Origin of the sequence: Rhizobium sp. AG855 (genome assembly GCF_003610655.1) — a bacterium.
In the GTDB taxonomy this organism is placed as follows: Bacteria; Pseudomonadota; Alphaproteobacteria; order Rhizobiales; family Rhizobiaceae; genus Allorhizobium; species Allorhizobium wuzhouense.
The window spans coordinates 3,167,696-3,183,950 of sequence record NZ_RAQG01000003.1 but is presented as its reverse complement, the minus strand read 5'-3'; the positions used below and the strand labels follow the sequence as shown (position 1 = coordinate 3,183,950).

13 protein-coding genes, 1 tRNA gene, 1 riboswitch and 1 other annotated feature are annotated in these 16,255 nt (G+C 62.9%); of the genes, 8 read left to right on the top strand and 6 right to left on the bottom strand.

Features of this window, described 5'->3' with window-relative positions:
- The first annotated feature begins 314 nt into the window (after window positions 1-314).
- The 5 genes from DFO46_RS15655 to DFO46_RS15635 all read left to right on the top strand — a co-directional run bounded on the left by DFO46_RS15655 (window position 315) and on the right by DFO46_RS15635 (window position 7,328).
- Entirely contained in the window at window positions 315-1,511 is a 1,197-nt protein-coding gene (locus tag DFO46_RS15655) for an aspartate aminotransferase family protein (RefSeq protein ID WP_120277918.1), read from the top strand.
- Window positions 1,512-1,531: 20 nt separating this feature from the next.
- Window positions 1,532-2,449, top strand: a complete 918-nt coding sequence (gene argF, locus DFO46_RS15650) for an ornithine carbamoyltransferase (protein ID WP_120277917.1) — start codon at window positions 1,532-1,534, stop codon at window positions 2,447-2,449.
- 120 nt (window positions 2,450-2,569) lie between these two features.
- Window positions 2,570-3,562: an Hsp33 family molecular chaperone gene (locus DFO46_RS15645; RefSeq protein ID WP_120277916.1), complete on the top strand. Its 993-nt coding sequence runs from the start codon at window positions 2,570-2,572 to the stop codon at window positions 3,560-3,562.
- A 187-nt stretch (window positions 3,563-3,749) separates the two neighbouring features.
- A complete protein-coding gene (locus DFO46_RS15640; RefSeq protein ID WP_245422578.1) occupies window positions 3,750-5,681 on the top strand; it encodes an EAL domain-containing protein in 1,932 nt (643 codons plus the stop codon).
- 58 nt (window positions 5,682-5,739) lie between these two features.
- Window positions 5,740-5,795, top strand: a sequence feature (sul1 is cis-regulatory element that is thought to sense ions involved in sulfur or methionine metabolism; They are found in Alphaproteobacteria).
- A gap of 63 nt (window positions 5,796-5,858) precedes the next feature.
- Window positions 5,859-7,328: a SulP family inorganic anion transporter gene (locus tag DFO46_RS15635; RefSeq protein ID WP_120277915.1), complete on the top strand. Its 1,470-nt coding sequence runs from the start codon at window positions 5,859-5,861 to the stop codon at window positions 7,326-7,328.
- A gap of 83 nt (window positions 7,329-7,411) precedes the next feature.
- Here DFO46_RS15635 and DFO46_RS15630 read toward each other — a convergent pair whose 3' ends face one another.
- The 3 genes from DFO46_RS15630 to DFO46_RS15620 form a co-directional block, all read right to left on the bottom strand.
- Window positions 7,412-8,356, bottom strand: coding sequence for an MYG1 family protein (locus DFO46_RS15630; RefSeq protein ID WP_120277914.1), 945 nt, complete (start codon window positions 8,354-8,356; stop codon window positions 7,412-7,414).
- 75 nt (window positions 8,357-8,431) lie between these two features.
- Window positions 8,432-8,824: a Co2+/Mg2+ efflux protein ApaG gene (apaG, locus tag DFO46_RS15625; RefSeq protein ID WP_110790078.1), complete on the bottom strand. Its 393-nt coding sequence runs from the start codon at window positions 8,822-8,824 to the stop codon at window positions 8,432-8,434.
- A gap of 190 nt (window positions 8,825-9,014) precedes the next feature.
- On the bottom strand, window positions 9,015-10,193 hold the full coding sequence (locus DFO46_RS15620) for an O-succinylhomoserine sulfhydrylase (RefSeq protein WP_120277913.1): 1,179 nt from the start codon (window positions 10,191-10,193) through the stop codon (window positions 9,015-9,017).
- A gap of 49 nt (window positions 10,194-10,242) precedes the next feature.
- Window positions 10,243-10,321, bottom strand: a riboswitch (SAM riboswitch).
- A gap of 73 nt (window positions 10,322-10,394) precedes the next feature.
- Here DFO46_RS15620 and DFO46_RS15615 point away from each other — a divergent pair.
- Window positions 10,395-11,495, top strand: coding sequence for a 2'-deoxycytidine 5'-triphosphate deaminase (locus DFO46_RS15615; RefSeq protein ID WP_120277912.1), 1,101 nt, complete (start codon window positions 10,395-10,397; stop codon window positions 11,493-11,495).
- 71 nt (window positions 11,496-11,566) lie between these two features.
- Window positions 11,567-11,640, top strand: a tRNA-Gly gene (locus DFO46_RS15610).
- Window positions 11,641-11,676: 36 nt separating this feature from the next.
- On the opposite strand, the gene DFO46_RS15605 is transcribed toward DFO46_RS15610, so the two are convergent.
- Window positions 11,677-11,946 carry a hypothetical protein gene (locus tag DFO46_RS15605; RefSeq protein WP_120277911.1) on the bottom strand — a complete coding sequence of 90 codons (270 nt, stop codon included), beginning with the start codon at window positions 11,944-11,946 and terminating at the stop codon, window positions 11,677-11,679.
- A 232-nt stretch (window positions 11,947-12,178) separates the two neighbouring features.
- On the bottom strand, window positions 12,179-12,727 hold the full coding sequence (locus tag DFO46_RS15600) for an NADPH-dependent FMN reductase (RefSeq protein ID WP_120277910.1): 549 nt from the start codon (window positions 12,725-12,727) through the stop codon (window positions 12,179-12,181).
- 53 nt (window positions 12,728-12,780) lie between these two features.
- On the opposite strand from DFO46_RS15600, the gene DFO46_RS15595 reads away from it, so the two are divergent.
- Window positions 12,781-14,328, top strand: coding sequence for a VOC family protein (locus tag DFO46_RS15595; RefSeq protein WP_120277909.1), 1,548 nt, complete (start codon window positions 12,781-12,783; stop codon window positions 14,326-14,328).
- Here DFO46_RS15595 and DFO46_RS15590 read toward each other — a convergent pair.
- Window positions 14,277-16,220, bottom strand: a complete 1,944-nt coding sequence (locus DFO46_RS15590; RefSeq protein WP_120277908.1) for a glycosyltransferase family 2 protein — start codon at window positions 16,218-16,220, stop codon at window positions 14,277-14,279. The genes DFO46_RS15595 and DFO46_RS15590 overlap by 52 nt on opposite strands.
- Between the last annotated feature and the right edge of the window lie 35 nt (window positions 16,221-16,255).

The window sequence follows — 16,255 nt, the reverse complement described above, 5'->3', positions numbered from 1 at the left end:
GAAATTTAACCTAGTGGCAGGCCGACTCTGTGACAAGAGTCGCAGGAATCATCTGGAATCGATTTCGTGGTTTTCCCCAACTTGCTTCCCGAGTGAGTCAAGTATGCAACAGGTGGAATCTGCCATGGGACTCGCGTGGCGTCGCCGGCTGGGTCGCACGGCCAAAACGGAGTTTTCCGCAAGTTTCGTTGACATTGCAGGGTTAAATGCAGATAGTGCCCACGCCGCCGCAAGGCGGCATTTTTAATTGTCGAAAGCCCATCGAGGCTGAATTCCCGCAGCAGCAGCGGGGCTCCAGAAGGATGACGAACGCCATGGCCGAAGCAACGCCCCTCTACCAGACCTACAATCGGGCGCCACTGCGTTTCGAGCGAGGCGAGGGCGTGTGGCTGGAGACCGAGAGCGGCGAGCGTTACCTCGATTTCGCAGCCGGCGTTGCCGTGACCTCCGTCGGCCACGGTCACCCGCATGTGGTGGGCGCTCTGAAGGATCAGGCGGACAAGGTCTGGCATCTGTCGAACCTCTACGAGGTTCCGGGGCAGGAGACGCTTGCCCGCCGCCTGACGGAAGCAACGTTCGCCGATCGCGTCTTCTTCACGAATTCCGGTGCGGAGGCGCTGGAATGCGCCATCAAGACCGCGCGCCGCTACCATTTTGCCAAGGGGCACCCGGAGAAGTTCCATATCATCACGATGGAAGGCGCCTTCCACGGCCGCACCATCGCAACGATCGCAGCCGGCGGACAGGAAAAATATCTGGAAGGGTTCGGGCCGAAGGCGCCGGGCTTCGACCAGGTGCCCTTCGGTGATCTCGATGCCGTCAAGGCTGCCATCACGGAAGCGACGGCCGGCATCCTTGTCGAGCCGGTGCAGGGTGAGGGCGGTATCCGGCCGATCCCCGTCGAGATGCTGAAGGCCCTGCGGTCCATTTGCGATGAGCACGGACTGCTCCTGATCCTCGACGAAGTCCAGTGCGGCGTCGGCCGTACCGGCAAGCTCTTTGCCCATGAATGGGCCGGCATCACGCCCGATCTCATGGCCGTGGCCAAGGGTATCGGCGGCGGCTTCCCGCTTGGCGCCTGCCTGGCAACGGAAGACGCGGCCTATGGCATGAAACCCGGAACCCATGGTTCGACCTATGGCGGCAATCCGCTTGCCATGGCAGTCGGCAATGCCGTTCTGGACGTCGTGATGGCCGAAGGCTTCCTCGACCACGTTCGCGACGTCGCCCTCGTCTTCCGCCAAGGCCTGGCGTCACTCGGTGATCGTTATCCCGATGTCATCGAGGAGGTGCGCGGCGAGGGCCTGATGCTTGGCATGAAGGCCAAGGTGCCAAACACCGAACTCCTGATGGCCATGCGCGACGAGCATCTGCTCGGCGTACCCGCCGGCGACAACGTGATCCGCCTGCTGCCGCCGCTGACCGTCACCGCTGCCGAAGCCCGTGAGGGCATCGCCCGCATCGAGCGCGCCGCCGAACACATCAGGGCCAAGGCCGCCGCAACCGCGTAAGTGCAAGACAGGTATCATCAATGGCATCCCCGAAGCATTTCCTCGATCTCTCTGCCGTATCCGCCCAGGACCTGCGTCACATGCTGGACGATGCGCGCACGCGCAAACAGGCCACCAAGGCCGGCAACGCCGACAAGCCGCTGGCGGGCAAGATGCTCGCGATGATCTTCGAGAAACCCTCGACCCGTACCCGCGTCTCCTTCGATGTCGGCATGCGCCAGCTGGGCGGCGAGACGCTGTTCCTCTCCGGCACCGAAATGCAGCTCGGCCGCGCGGAAACCATTGGCGATACCGCCAAGGTTCTGTCGCGCTACGTCGACGCCATCATGATCCGCACGACCGATCATGCGCGCCTGCTGGAACTGGCCGAACATGCAACCGTACCTGTCATCAACGCGCTGACCGATCTGACGCATCCCTGCCAGATCATGGCGGACATCCTCACCGTCGAGGAGCATCGCGGCCCGATCGCCGGCAAGACGCTCGCCTGGACAGGCGACGGCAACAATGTTCTGCATTCGCTGGTCGAAGGCTCGGCCCGCTTCGGCTACAAGATGAATATGGCGGTGCCCCTGGGATCCGAGCCGGATGACAAGATCCTCAACTGGGCGCGCAACAACGGCGGCGAGATCATGCTCTGCCATGATGCCGACCGGGCTGTCGCTGGCGCTGACGCCGTGATCACCGACACCTGGGTGTCGATGAACCAGGAGCACAAGGCGCGTGGCCATAACGTCTTCCAGCCCTTCCAGGTAAATGCCGACCTGATGAAGAAGGCCAAGGAAGAGGCGCTCTTCCTCCACTGCCTGCCGGCGCATCGCGGCGAGGAAGTGACGGACGAGGTGATCGATGGCGCCCAGTCCGTGGTCTTCGACGAGGCGGAAAACCGCCTTCATGCGCAGAAGTCCATTCTGGCCTGGTGCCTCGGCGCCATCTGAGGCGTGAGACCGGCGGCCGGGCGCTGACTTGACCTTTGGCACAGGTGATCCCATCTGTGCGCTTTCTGATCGGGCTGCTCAAGCCCTGCGATTGGGCGTTCCGGCGCCAGGAGTAAATTCATGTCGAACAGACAAGCAGAACTCGGCGAATTTGGTTTCGCCGGTGACGATAGCGTGGTGCCCTTTCAGGTCGAGGGACTTGATGTCCGCGGTCGTGCGGTGCAGCTGGGGCCGCTGGTCAACACCATTCTCGATCGCCACGCCTACCCGGCACCTGTCGCCCGCCTTCTGGCGGAAGCGATCGTGCTGACGGTGCTCATCGGCACCTCCTTGAAATTCGAAGGGAAGTTCACCGTGCAGACCAAGGGCGACGGCCCGGTCGACCTTCTGGTCGCCGACTTCACGTCGCCCGAAAGTGTCCGCGCCTATGCCCGCTTCAACGAGGAGGCTCTCGCCGAAGCCGTTGCCGCGGGGCGTGCGTCGCCGGAGCAACTGCTGGGAACGGGCGTGCTCGCCTTCACCATCGACCAGGGTTCGTTCATGCAGCCGTACCAGGGCATCGTGCCGCTGGACGGGACATCGCTCGAGGACATTGCCGGCGTCTACTTCCGCCAGTCGGAGCAGATCCCGACGCGGGTGCGCCTGGGTGCCGCCGAACTCTTCGACCGCGACGAGAACGGCAAGCCGCGCCGCACCTGGCGGGCGGGGGGCCTGATCGCGCAGTTCCTGCCGGAGGCGCCCGAGCGTATGCGCCATCCTGACCTGCACGGCGGGGACGGCGACGACCGTGACGAGGTCAATCTCCATGGAGACGAGGCCTGGGACGAAGCCCGCATGCTGGTTGATACGATCGATGCTGACGAACTGACCGATCCCCAGGTCGGCGTCGAGCGGCTGCTGTTCCGTCTGTTCCACGAGCGTGGCGTCCGAGCCTTCCCTCCTCAGGCGGTGCAGGATCGTTGCAACTGCTCGCGCGACAAGATCAAGGGTGTTCTGCAAGGCTTTTCCGCCGAGGAGATCGAGGCGAGCACCGAGGATGGCCAGGTGACGGTCACCTGCGAGTTCTGCTCCACCAGCTATCACTATCAGCCGGACGAGCTTGCTCCGGCTTGAAGAAGTGAGCGACGGCCGGGGGGCTGACCCGGCCGGCTTCCTGCCGCCTCTGGGTCCCTTGCCGAAGCAAAGACCAGAATACCCGATCATTCATCTATTCTAAATCCCCCTGAATTACGCTGTCGTCAGACTTGGTTTGAGGACTGCGATGCGGCAGCATGCTCGAAAATCTCCGACAGAAGGCGCCTTGACGGCGCCGGATGGTTTGACCGAGGGCGCAGGACCCTGGTCGGCCGTCACCTTGTTCCGCAGCCTCAAAAGCCAGTACCATGCCTGGACCAGCGCCACTCGACGTCGAGCCATGGCGGATGCCTATCGGCCCATCGTCCGTGGCTTCCTGCTGCCGGGCTGCGCCTATTATCTGTTCGTGACCTGGGGGCACTGGGGCGACGAGACGGGTCCCAATCTCCTGATCCTCGCCGGTCTCAGTCTCGCCACCGCAATCTCCTATGCCCTGTTCCGCTGGGTTCTTCTCCCGGCCGGCCGTACCCCTCTGGCGCGCCTCGAAGCGATCGGACTGGCCACCAATGCCCTGATGTATGGCAACGTCGTGGCTTACATGACGCTGCATTTCGAAGAGCAGAAACTGATCTACTTCGTTCTGATGGCGGTCGTCTTCTCGACAACCGGCGTGACGCTTCGGGCCACGCTTGCGAGTGTCATCGTCTCCATCGCCAGCATGTTCTGGTTCGCCCAGAAGGCGTCGCCGGAGATCGCGCACCAGTTCGCCTTCATCGGTGTTGCCACGTCCTTTGCCTCGCTTGGCATGGCGACGCTGTTGCGCAAGGCGATCCTGCGCCAGATCGATGCCCGTCTCTTCGCCGACCAGCTCGCCGCCCTCGATAGCCTGACCGGAATCGCCAATCGCCGCTCGATCTTTGCCCGGATCGACACGCTGGTCGAGGCAAAGACCCCGTTCTGGCTCGGCATTCTCGATCTGGACGGCTTCAAATCCATCAATGACATCTATGGCCACGCCATCGGCGACCGGGTGCTCTGTGAGGTTGTCGACCGGCTTGGTTTTCAAAGCGCTGCCGGCGTCCAGTTCGGCCGCATCGGCGGCGACGAGTTCGCGGTTCTCGTCATCGGTGAGCACGAGGCGGCAGACGTCGAGGCGATCGGCAACGCCCTGATCGCGGACATCAGCCGTCCCTACGACATGCGTCCTCTGCAACTGTCCATCGGCGGCACCGTCGGCTTTGCCCGTTTTCCCTCCATGGGCACGACCGCCCGCGAGATTTACGAGAAAGCCGATTTTGCCCTCTACCGCGGCAAACAGTTCGCCCGGGGCCACACTGTGATCTTCACGGATGATCAGGATGCCGAGATGCGGGAGGCGCTCGCGCTGGAGCGGGCACTGCGCGAAGCCAATCTCGAACAGGAACTCTATCTTCTGTTCCAGCCGCAATTCGACCTCACCCGGGAAAAGGTCGTGAGCTTCGAAGCCCTTGCCCGCTGGCAGAGCCCGACGCTCGGCCTCGTGCGCCCGGACCGGTTCATCCGGGCGGCTGAACGCGCCGGCCTTATCCAGAATGTCACGCGTGTTCTGTTCGGCAAGGCGCTCGACGCCCTTTACCTCTGGCCGGACGAGATCACCATTTCCTTCAATCTGTCCGCCCAGGACCTGGCGGACCGCGCCTTCATCTTCTCTTTGGTCGCCCAGGTCACGGCGCGGGACATTGCGCCGGGGCGCCTGGAATTCGAGATCACCGAAACCGCCGTGATGAAGGATATCGACGCTGCCCGCGTGCTGCTCGAAAACCTCTCGTCGCTCGGCTTCAAGATCGCGCTCGATGATTTCGGTTCCGGTTATTCGAGCTTCGAATATCTGGACCAGTTGCCCCTCGACAAGGTGAAGATCGACAAGAGTTTCGTGCGCAAGGTGGCTCAAAGCGCCACCTCTCGGGAGATTGTCGCCGGGATCATCAAGCTGTGCAGCAATCTTGATCTGAAATGCGTTCTTGAAGGCGTTGAAACCGAAGACGAGATGCGCACGCTGAACCCGCTCTCACCGAAGTTGATCCAGGGCTATCTGTTCGGCAAGCCGATGTCGCAACGTGACGTGCTCGGCCTGCTGCTCGCGGCCGAACAGGTGAAGGACGGCATGACAGCCGCCTGACCGGCCGCCTCGTTCGGCTTGCCATTGCGGCTCCCAAGCGTTAGGAAGTCTGCATCCACAAGGACCCGGTGCAAATCCGGGTGGCTCTTCTGGCCGCCGATCCGCCAGACAACCTCAGCAACGCAACCTTCCCCCGTCGGGTTCTCCCCGGCTCGTTGTCCTATTCTGTGGTTTTCCATGACATCTTTCATAACCTACCGACGCGAGTGGTCCGCCAACCCTCTGCGTGAAATGCTCGCCGGCGCTGTCGCCACCTTCGCCCTGATCCCAGAGGTCATCGCCTTTTCCTTCGTCGCGGGTGTCGATCCGCAGGTCGGCCTCTTCGCCTCTTTCGTGATCGGCATCGTCATTGCCTTCACCGGCGGACGTCCCGCGATGATTTCGGCTGCAGCCGGCTCCGTCGCGCTCGTCGTCGCGCCGCTTGTTGCAGCGCATGGTCTTCCCTATTTGCTGGCTGCAGGCCTGTTGGCCGGCCTGATCCAGATCGTCTTCGGCCTGCTGCGGCTCGGTGTCCTCATGCGTTTCGTGTCGAAGTCGGTTCGCACAGGCTTCGTCAACGCGCTCGCGATCCTGATCTTCGCGGCGCAGCTGCCGCATATCCTGCATGGTGGTTGGCTGAACTATGCGATGATCGCGGCAGGGCTCGCGGTGATCTATCTCGTGCCGCGCCTGACCACGGCAATACCCTCGCCGTTGATCTGCATTCTGGTTCTGACGATCGGTGCGTCGGTCATGAACCTGCCGGTCTTGACGATTGCGGATCTCGGTCACCTGCCGGAATCGCTTCCCGTCTTTTCCTGGCTGACAGTGCCGCTCACGCTGGAGACGCTCAAGATCATCGCGGGGCCTGCGCTGGCGATCGCCATGGTCGGCTTGCTGGAATCGATGATGACGGCAAGCGTGGTCGATGACCTGACGGATACGCCGAGCTCGAAGAACCGGGAATCAACCGGCCTCGGCATTGCCAATGTTGCCGCCAGCCTGTTCGGTGGCATCGCCGGTTGCGGCATGATCGGCCAGACGGTCAGCAATGTGAAATATGGCGGCCGCGGCCGGCTTTCCACGCTGTTTGCCGGTGCCCTTCTGCTGGTCCTGATGGTTCTTCTCAAGCCCTGGGTATCGCAGGTGCCGGTCGCGGCACTTGTCGCGATCATGATCATGGTGTCTGCCGACACCTTCGACTGGTCGTCGCTGCGCAGCCTCGTCGTGCATCCGAAGATGTCCAGCGTCGTGATGGTCGCGACCGTGATCGTCACCGTCTTGACGGCCAACCTGGCACTCGGCGTCGCCGTCGGTGTTCTCCTGAGCGGGGTGTTCTTCACCTTCAAGGTGGCGAGGCTGCTGCAGGTCGAGACGACAACCGATGATGCAGCGGGCGTGCTGACCTACCGCGTCACGGGTCAGGTCTTTTTCGCCTCGGCCGACCTCTTCGTCGATGCCTTCGATATCCGGGATGGCGAAGGGCTGCGGGTGGTCATCGACCTTACCCAGGCGCATCTCTGGGACATTACGGCCGTTGCCGCTCTTGAGCGTGTCACGCAGCGTTTCGAGACACATGGTATTCCGGTTGAGGTTTTGGGCCTCAATCAGGCGAGTTCGACTCTGATCGACAGCCTTGGCGCGGCCGGCGAAGCCCGAACGGCCTGAGTTTGCTCTCACCACGAAACGCAAGCCGCCGCATTCCGGTGGAGCGCGGCGGCTTTGATCGTTGAGGGATGAGAGATGGACTGTCAGGCCGGTGCGGCGGCAGACGCATCCGCAAGGGCTGCCTCGACGGCCAGATCCGCCATGACGAGGATGGCCTCGCGGGACGTGGCGGCAGCGATGAAGCGGCCATTGTGGCAGAAGGTGGCGCCCTTGACGCCGCAGACGGCTTCCAGATCGCCATTGATCAGACCGGCCCAGGCCGCGGGAAGATTGGCCCGGAGTTCAAAACCCTCGTCCGTGCGACGGATGCCCGTGATGCACCAGTCTTTGTCTCTCGGGTGAACCACAAAGAGCAGGTGGTCGGCCCCTGACTTGACGATCGCCGGGCGGAACGGCATGCCGAAGGGCAGTTCCAGGACGCGCCGGTCGCCGGTCTCGGCGATCGCCGCAGTCACCAGCGCTTCCGCGCGGCATTTGGCAGCACGCTGGGCAATACCCGCTTCGACCAGGCTCCGTGCAATGGCGAGCGCTGCATGGAAGCTGCGATCCTCGGCACCGTCATCCCGGTCATCGAAGACCGGCTTCAGCGTTTCGAGGAGGCTCGGAAGTGTGAGGCCTGCAAGCGGGCCGGCACTCGCCGGGTTGAGCGCGCCATTGTCCATCAGGTCGACCGGCAGCACGAACTTCTGGTCGAAACCCTGATGGATCACATCGATATCCCGCTCGGGAATCCCGAGAGCCGCGAGATAGGCGCGGCCATGATGTTTCCACACCAGGCCGAAGGAGCTGTAGGGCTGGCCATCGTCACGCAAGGGCGCGCCGCGCTGGTGGTGATCGAAGATTTGCGCTTCCGCATCATAGAGCCCGCCGACGTCGTAGATGATGCGGTCGGCTCCGGGGGTGATCCATTCCGGCGCCCGGCTGCGCACAATGCGTGCCTGCGGGAAAAGCCGCGTGAGGATGACACTGGACAGGAGTTCGTCGGCATGGAAGCCACCGCTGTGGGTGACGAGATAATCTGGTCTCATGCCGGGATTTACCTTTTGCTAAACAGGGCGAGTGTTCAGTCTGATAGCGTCAGCCGCGATCGAACTCAACCCGATCTAGTTCAGCGTGCGCTGCATGCCAGGGCTATCAAGCGAAAAGGCCGGGATATCGACGTCAAACGCTTCGCCGTCGTCGGTTTCCATCCGGTAGGTGCCGTACATCATGCCCGAGGGCGTATCGAGCGGACAGCCTGAGGAATATTCATAACTGTCGCCGGGGTCGAGCCGGGGTTGCTCTCCCACCACGCCCGGACCGCTGACCTCGTCAACCTGGCCGTTCTGGTCGGTGATATGCCAATAGCGATGGGTCAGGCGCACGGTGGAAGCCGAATGGTTGGAGATCACGATCCGGTAGCCCCAGACATAGCGGCTGTCATCCGGGTCGGACTGTTCCTCGAGATAGTAAGGTTCGACCTGAACCTCGATGTCCCGTGTCAGTGCGCGATACATGCCTGGACCTTGCGATATCTGCCTGCGTTCATGACGACATGAAACATCGACGCCGGCAAGACGCACCGGCAAGATGTTTGTGACCATGGCATGGGATAACGACGCAACTGTGTGCGTCAAGGCCGATTGACCAGCCGCAGCATGGGCTGCGGCTGAATATTTTTGGATTTGATGCATTTCTGCGGTAAAATCAGAGCCCTTTCAGGGCCTTGGCAAAATCTTCCAGCAGGTCGTCAGTGTCTTCGATGCCGCAGGACAGGCGCACGGTCCCACCGGAGATCCCGAGTTCCGCACGCGCCTCGTCGGTGAGGTTCTTGTGCGTCGTCGTTGCCGGATGGGTGATCAGGCTCTTCGCGTCGCCGAGATTGTTGGAGATCTTGATCACTTCGAGCGCGTTCTGCAGCTTGAAGGCCGCATCCTTGCCGCCCTTCAGCTCGAAGCAGACCAGCGTCGAGCCGCCGGTCATCTGCTTGGCGATGATATCGGCCTGCGGATGGTCCTTGCGACCGGGATAGATCACCTTGGCAACGGCCGTCTGCTCGGCGAGCATATCGGCGATCGCGGCGGCATTCGCCGTCTGCTGCTTGACGCGCAGCGGCAGCGTTTCGATGCCCTTCAGAAGCGTCCAGGCATTGAACGGCGACATGGCCGGGCCGGTGTGGCGGAAATAATCGTGCAGGTTCTCGTCGATCCATTCCTTGGACGACAGAACGACGCCGCCGAGGCAGCGGCCCTGGCCGTCGATATGTTTGGTCGCGGAATAGACGACGACATGGGCGCCGAGTTCCAGCGGCTTCTGGAAGAGCGGGGTCGCAAACACGTTGTCGACGATCAGCTTGGCGCCGACCTGGTTGGCGAGCTTGGCGACACCGGCGATGTCGACCACCTCAAGCGTCGGGTTCGTCGGGCTTTCGAGGAACATGACCTTGGTGTTCGGCCGGATGGCGGCTTCCCAGTTGGTAAGGTCGCGGCCATCAACCAGCGTGCATTCGACGCCGTAGCGCGGCGCGAGCGTCTCGACGACATAGCGACAGGAGCCGAACAGGGCGCGGGCGGCAACGATATGATCGCCGGCCTTCACCCGGCAGAGAACAGCTGCGGCAACGGCGGCCATGCCCGACGCCATGGCGCGGGCATCCTCGGCACCTTCCAGCAGGCACATGCGCTTTTCGAACATGTCGTTGGTCGGGCTGCCGTAACGGGCGTAGATATAGCCGTCGTTCTCGCCCTTGAAGCGGGCTTCTGCCGCTTCCGAGTTTTCATAAACGAAACCCTGGGTCAGGAAGATTGCTTCGGAGGTTTCGCCGAAGGGAGACCGCAACGTGCCGCCATGCACGAGTTGGGTTGCCGGGCGCCAGTTCTTGCTCATGCCGTTGCCTTTTCGAACACAAAAAAACCGGTCGCGAAAAACGGACCGGTTTACAAGTAACCCGGTCTATTTAGCCACTTGTTTAACGTGGCTGCAAGCCGACCGGCCAAATCACCACGGGATAAGGCTGCCTTACGCCTTCGCGGCCCTTGCGTCAATTGGCGGGCTTTGGTTTTGTCGAGCCCAAACAGGATAGAGAAAATGACCAGTAAACCCGGCATTCTGGCGGACCGTGCCATCGGCGCCTTGTTCGGTGAGGGCCAGCTCATCAGCGAAGCCATGCTCGACCACGACCAGATCCAGCCGGCGAGCCTGGACCTGCGGTTGGGCGGCAAGGCAATCCGCGTGCGCGCGAGCTTCATGCCAGGCCGGGGCCACACGGTGGCCGAGAAGCTGGAACGGCTGACCCTGCACGAGATCGATCTCGAAAACGGGGCGGTGCTTGAGACCGGCTGCGTCTATATCGTGCCGCTGATGGAAAGCCTCGACCTGCCGGCCGAGATCTCCGCCTCTGCGAACCCCAAAAGCTCGACCGGCCGCCTCGACATCTTCACCCGCGTGATGGTCGATTACGCCCAGGAATTCGACAAGGTGCCGGCCGGTTACAAGGGCCAGCTCTATCTCGAAATCTCCCCGCGCACCTTCCCGATCATCGTGCGCCGAGGTTCGCGCCTGTCGCAGATCCGCTTCCGGGTTGGCCATGCACTGCTGGGTGAAACGGAACTGGTCGATCTGCACAAGACAGAGACCCTGGTCGCAAGCGACATGCCGAACGTCTCGGGCGGCGGCATTGCGCTGTCCATCGACCTGAAGGGATCAGGCCCGCAAGGCCTGATCGGCTATCGCGGCAAGCACCACACCTCGGTCATCGATGTGGACCGCAAGGGCGCCCACGAAGTGCTGGATTTCTGGGAGCCGCTCTACAGCCGCGGCCGCGACGAACTGATCCTCGACCCCGATGAATTCTACATCCTCGTGTCGAACGAGGCGGTGCATGTGCCGCCGCTTTATGCCGCCGAAATGACGCCCTATGATCCCCTGGTCGGCGAATTCCGCGTGCATTACGCCGGCTTCTTCGACCCCGGCTTTGGCCATGCCCCGGCCGGCGGCTCCGGCAGCCGCGCCGTGCTGGAAGTCCGAAGCCACGAAGTGCCCTTCATCCTCGAACACGGCCAGGTCATCGGCCGCCTTGTCTACGAGCACATGCAGGAACGCCCGGAAGGCCTTTACGGCACGGGCCTCGGCTCCAACTACCAGGCCCAGGGCCTGAAGCTGTCGAAGCATTTCCGCCTGCCGGAGTAGTGAAGGCACCGGCAAAGCCAGCCGCCGGCGCTTGACACCGGCGGCGAACTGGTGGATTTCTCATCCCCGTCGCGGGTGTAGCTCAATGGTAGAGCAGCAGCTTCCCAAGCTGAATACGAGGGTTCGATTCCCTTCACCCGCTCCAATTTTCTCGCCGGCGATGTCTTTGCCCTGATTGGGTTCAACCGCCCTCATAACCGCTGTCGATTGAGTCGCGCAGCTCACCTGGTGGTGCGATCGGCAGTGGGGCTGGTGCTTCTGTTCCCGCGCCCGTGTCGCTCTGCGTGGGAGGATCCTGAGGGAGCTGCGGTGTGGCGGCCAGTAGCTTCCCGTCTTTGTAGATGCTGGCATTGATTGCGCCTTGCCCGAGTTTGGTTTCCGCCGTCTGCGCGACGGTTGCGACGAAGAGGGCAGCGGTAGCGATGATCAGGCGTTTGCGGTGGCTGGACATGAGGGTTCCCTGACAGAGGAGATGCGGTCAGCCCGGTTTGATCCGGAGCATGCGCGGCATCTGATGTGAGAGACGATTGTCCCTCAGTCAGTGACGGTGTCCTCAATGTATGAATCCTGCGCAAAGATCGTGACGCGATCCGGACCCACTTTTGGTGAGAGTGCATCTCTCACCAAAAGTGGTGGCGTGCTGTGCAATGGAATGCCAGGGTTGAGCGCACCTCTTTACGAAGCTAGCCTGCAAACCGCCCAAACGCCGCCAGCAACTCCCCCAACCGCTTGGCCGTCGCCTCATCCGTGAGCTTGCCGTCTGCGTCGAACAGCGTATGCGCCCGTGACACCATCAGCCGCTTTTCCGAAAACACCCGGCAGCCGAGCGTGTGCAGGACGCTGAGCCAGGCATTCTGGCTGAGCAGGGTGCCGAAATTGCCGGGCGAGGCGCCGGTCAGCGCGAAGGCTTTGCCGCCGAAGACTTTGGCCATGTCCGAGGAGGGGCGGGACAGCCAGTCGATGGCGTTCTTGAAGGCGCCGGGAATGCCATTGTTGTATTCGGGCGTGAACAGGATCACGCCGTCGGCGGCGATGATCTTCTCTTTCAGGTCAGTGACGGTGGCCGGAATGCCCTCGGCCTCTTCAAGATCACCGTCATAGAGCGGAATGCCGTGGATGGTGGCGGCCTCAAGCGTGTAACCCTCGCCCTTGATCTCTGTTGCGGCCTTCATGAGCGCGGTGTTGAGCGAGCCCTTGCGCAGGCTTCCCGAAATGCCGAGCAGTTTTGCCATGTCTTTTCCTCGTCTCGATTTGTTGTAAGGGAGGGTAGAACAGGGAGACGAACATGACCAGCGGCCTGCACCACATCACGGCGATCACCCGAAAGATCCAGGCCAATGTCGATTTCTATTGCGGGTTCCTGGGCCTGCGCCTCGTCAAGCGCACCGGCGGCTTCGAGGATGCGGCCCAGCTGCATCTGTTCTACGGCGATGCGGTGGCGAGCCCCGGTTCGCTTGTCTCCTTCCTTGCCTGGGAAGACGGTTCTCCTGGCCGCGTCGGTCATGGCGCTGCAAGCGAGATCGCCTTTGCCATCCGCCCGCAGGCGATCGGTTTCTGGCTGACCCGGGCGTTGCAATCGGGAATCGGAACGGAAGGGCCGGCCATGGAGTTCGGCGAGCCGGTATTGCGGCTGAAGGATCCCGACGGCATCATCATCAAGCTGGTTGGGACTGAAACGGTCAGGGGCGGCGCGCCTTGGGGCGTACGCGGCATCGAGGTTGAGGACGCGATCCTCGCCTTGCGCGGCGCGACGCTTCTCTCCGAGCATCCGGCGGAGACCGCCGGTTTTCTGACCCGCCATGGCGGGTTCACGGCCGCTGAAACGGCCGGCAGCATCACCCGCATGACATCGCAGAGCGGCCAGATCCTCGACGTCAGGGATGCGACAGGCTTCTGGCCGGCGGCCCCCGGCACCGGTGCCATCGATCATGTGGCGCTCCGCCTGCCCGACGTCGCCGCCGTCAATGGTGAGGTCAAGGCGCTGGCGGCCGAGGGGATCGATGCGGTCAATGTGCATGACCGCAAATATTTCTATTCGCTCTATGTGCGCGAGCCGGCCGGAGGCCTGATCGAACTGGCGACCGATGACGGTCCGGGTTTTGCCGTGGACGAACCGCTGGAAACGCTGGGAACCACTCTCTTCATTCCCGAGCATTTTAGCCTGCGCCGTGAGGGCATCGTACCCATGCTGCCGCAGTTCGGCCTGCCCGGCGAACCGCGCATCCTCTACCGCGATCTGCCCTTCGTGCACCGCATCCACGAAGCGGAGGTTCCGGATGGATCGACGCTGGTCCTGCTGCACGGAACGGGCGGCAATGAGGCGAGCCTCCTGACGCTCGGCCGCAAGATCCTGCCCGCAGCGACGCTGATCGGACTGCGCGGCCGCGCGACCGAAGAAGGCGTCGCGCGTTTCTTCCGGCGCCTCGGGCCGATGCAGTTCGATCAGGCGGACATCCGTGCCGAAGCGGAAGCCTTTGCCGGCTTCCTCGAACAGGCCGGGCACGCTTACGGTCTGGCGTCAGGGAAGACAGCCTTTCTCGGCTATTCGAACGGCGCGAACCTGCTGGCGGCGGCCATGGAGCTTCATCCGGGTCTGGTTCACCGCGCAGTCCTCCTCCGACCGATGGCGGTGCTCGAGCCGGAGCCCGCAAGCAATCTGGCGGGAGCCGATGTGCTGATCGTTGCCGGTGATGAAGACCCCTATCTTGGGCATTCCGAGCAGCTCGCCGAGCGCCTGATGCGGGCAGGCGCCGATGTCAGCTACAAGCGCGTGGCAACCGGTCACGCGCTTTCGGACGAGGACGTGGCCGTGGCGAGAGAATTTCTCCGCTGATCGATGACCACCCGGCTCGGGCTGTGCGGGGTCTTGTTCCAGTAGAAGGGGCGCAACCGAAGCTCGATCACGGCTTTCCAGGCGGCGAGCGACACGCCCATCCAGTAGACGGGGATCATCGCCCATTTCCAACCCATGCCGTGTTTCTCCCGGTCGGTCATCGGGGTCGCGCCAAGCGCGAAGAAGACGGCATAGCTGCCGATGATGTTGAAGATGTCGATGCCCAGCATCATCGAGGTGAAGACGCCAGGCTGGGGCGCCGGGATCTGCATCAGGGACAGGATCGACAGCGTGACGAAGATCAGCATGCCGGGATGGCTGAGTGCCGCCACCAGCATGCCGCCGACGAGCAGCTGCGAAACCAGGAAGGAGAGCCAGCCCATCTCCCGGCAGGTCCGGATCGGTTGACGCATCATCACCAGCCAGGTCTGCAGCCAGCCCTTGTACCAGCGCGTCCTCTGCCCAAGCCAGACCCGGAAATTCACCGGCGCATCCTCGAAGGTCGGCAGCGTCAGGGTCGCGGCGCGGTAGCCCATGCGGTAGAGCCGCATGCCGAGATCGGCATCCTCGGTGACATTGTACGGATCCCAGCCGCCGCTTTCGATCAGTGCCTGGGCGCGGAAATGGTTGGATGTCCCGCCGAGCGGCAGCGGCATGCGGTGAAAGCCGAGCGCGGGCAAAAGGCGTCGGAACAGGGCGGTATATTCCAGCGCGAAGATGGCGCTGACCCAGCTTTCGCCGGCATTGGCAATGACGAGTGGGGCCTGCAGGCACACCAGATCCGGCGGTCCCATGCAAAAACTGTGATAGGCTTCGCGCAGCTGTTGCGGATGCGGCCGATCTTCTGCGTCGTAGATGGTGACGAAGCTGCCGCGCGCGCCTGCAAGCGCATAGGTCAGCGCCTTCGGTTTGGTCCGGGGTGCCATGGAGGGCACCGCGATCACCTCGATATGGGGGCCGGGCCCTGCCGCGCGGATGGCGGCCAGCGTCTCCGCATCATCCGCTTCGCAAACCAGCTTGATGTCGAGCCGACTTTTAGGCCAGTCGAGGGCATCGAGCGCCGCCAGCAATTGGGGCACGACGGCAGCCTCGCGATAGATCGCAACCATGACGGTATAGATCGGCACAGCCCCGGCATCTCCCTCGAATGCCAGCTTTTGTAAGGGTTGGTTTTGACCATAGGCAACCACGAAAAGGCGCAGGAAAAGGCCGCCGAGATGAAAGGCCGAGACCAGGAAATGGACAAGGCTCAGGCTGAGATAGGGCGCGATGGTTGCCGCAAGCGTCACCACGCTGAGAAAGAGGCCCGCGAGGAAGCCCTGATCGCCGGTGACGACGAGGCGTGCCGACAGCGGCCGCGCCTTCTCGAAAAGTTGGTGTACGGCTTGATGCGCCCGCCGTTCTTCGCCGACCTGCCACACCGCGCGCCGGATCGCAGAAGGCGTGGTGGTCACGCAGGCATCGGCCAGGTTGCCGCTGCGTTTCAGCCGGACACGCATGCTCTCGATCTGGGTGATGGTCGGCACAAGCGCCATCACCGGGGGACGATTGGGGTAGTGCAGCCGCAGCATGCGCGGCTCTGTCAGCTGGCTGTCGATGGCGCGGTGGTCGTCGACGAGTTCTGCTGGGATTTCGGCCAGGAAGGGGAGGCCGTACATGCGTGCGAGCCCGGCAAAATAGGCGTCCTCTTCGATCTCGCCGCTCGACAGCAGTTCCTGCTCGATCGTCGTTCCGCGTTGCATGGCGGTGCGCGCCATGCGCGCCAGGAGCGGTTTCGAGATGCCGAGCGTATGCAGCAGACGGGCTTCTTCCCGCAGTGACGCCGTGGTGTCAGGTCCGAGAGGTCCGCGCTCTCCTGGCCTGTCGTTACGCAATGCTGACGGACGGCGCATGGCAACAAGCCTCGGGCCGTATTCCCTCGTCCACA

Bases quoted from the DNA above. Each gene is read 5' to 3' on its own strand.
- DFO46_RS15590 (WP_120277908.1), bottom strand. From the start codon at position 16,220: ATGCGCCGTCCGTCAGCATTGCGTAACGACAGGCCAGGAGAGCGCGGA.
- DFO46_RS15655 (WP_120277918.1), top strand. From the start codon at position 315: ATGGCCGAAGCAACGCCCCTCTACCAGACCTACAATCGGGCGCCACTG.
- DFO46_RS15595 (WP_120277909.1), top strand. From the start codon at position 12,781: ATGACCAGCGGCCTGCACCACATCACGGCGATCACCCGAAAGATCCAG.
- DFO46_RS15615 (WP_120277912.1), top strand. From the start codon at position 10,395: ATGACCAGTAAACCCGGCATTCTGGCGGACCGTGCCATCGGCGCCTTG.
- apaG (WP_110790078.1), bottom strand. From the start codon at position 8,824: ATGTATCGCGCACTGACACGGGACATCGAGGTTCAGGTCGAACCTTAC.
- argF (WP_120277917.1), top strand. From the start codon at position 1,532: ATGGCATCCCCGAAGCATTTCCTCGATCTCTCTGCCGTATCCGCCCAG.
- DFO46_RS15635 (WP_120277915.1), top strand. From the start codon at position 5,859: ATGACATCTTTCATAACCTACCGACGCGAGTGGTCCGCCAACCCTCTG.
- DFO46_RS15600 (WP_120277910.1), bottom strand. From the start codon at position 12,727: ATGGCAAAACTGCTCGGCATTTCGGGAAGCCTGCGCAAGGGCTCGCTC.
- DFO46_RS15620 (WP_120277913.1), bottom strand. From the start codon at position 10,193: ATGAGCAAGAACTGGCGCCCGGCAACCCAACTCGTGCATGGCGGCACG.
- DFO46_RS15630 (WP_120277914.1), bottom strand. From the start codon at position 8,356: ATGAGACCAGATTATCTCGTCACCCACAGCGGTGGCTTCCATGCCGAC.
- DFO46_RS15645 (WP_120277916.1), top strand. From the start codon at position 2,570: ATGTCGAACAGACAAGCAGAACTCGGCGAATTTGGTTTCGCCGGTGAC.
- DFO46_RS15605 (WP_120277911.1), bottom strand. From the start codon at position 11,946: ATGTCCAGCCACCGCAAACGCCTGATCATCGCTACCGCTGCCCTCTTC.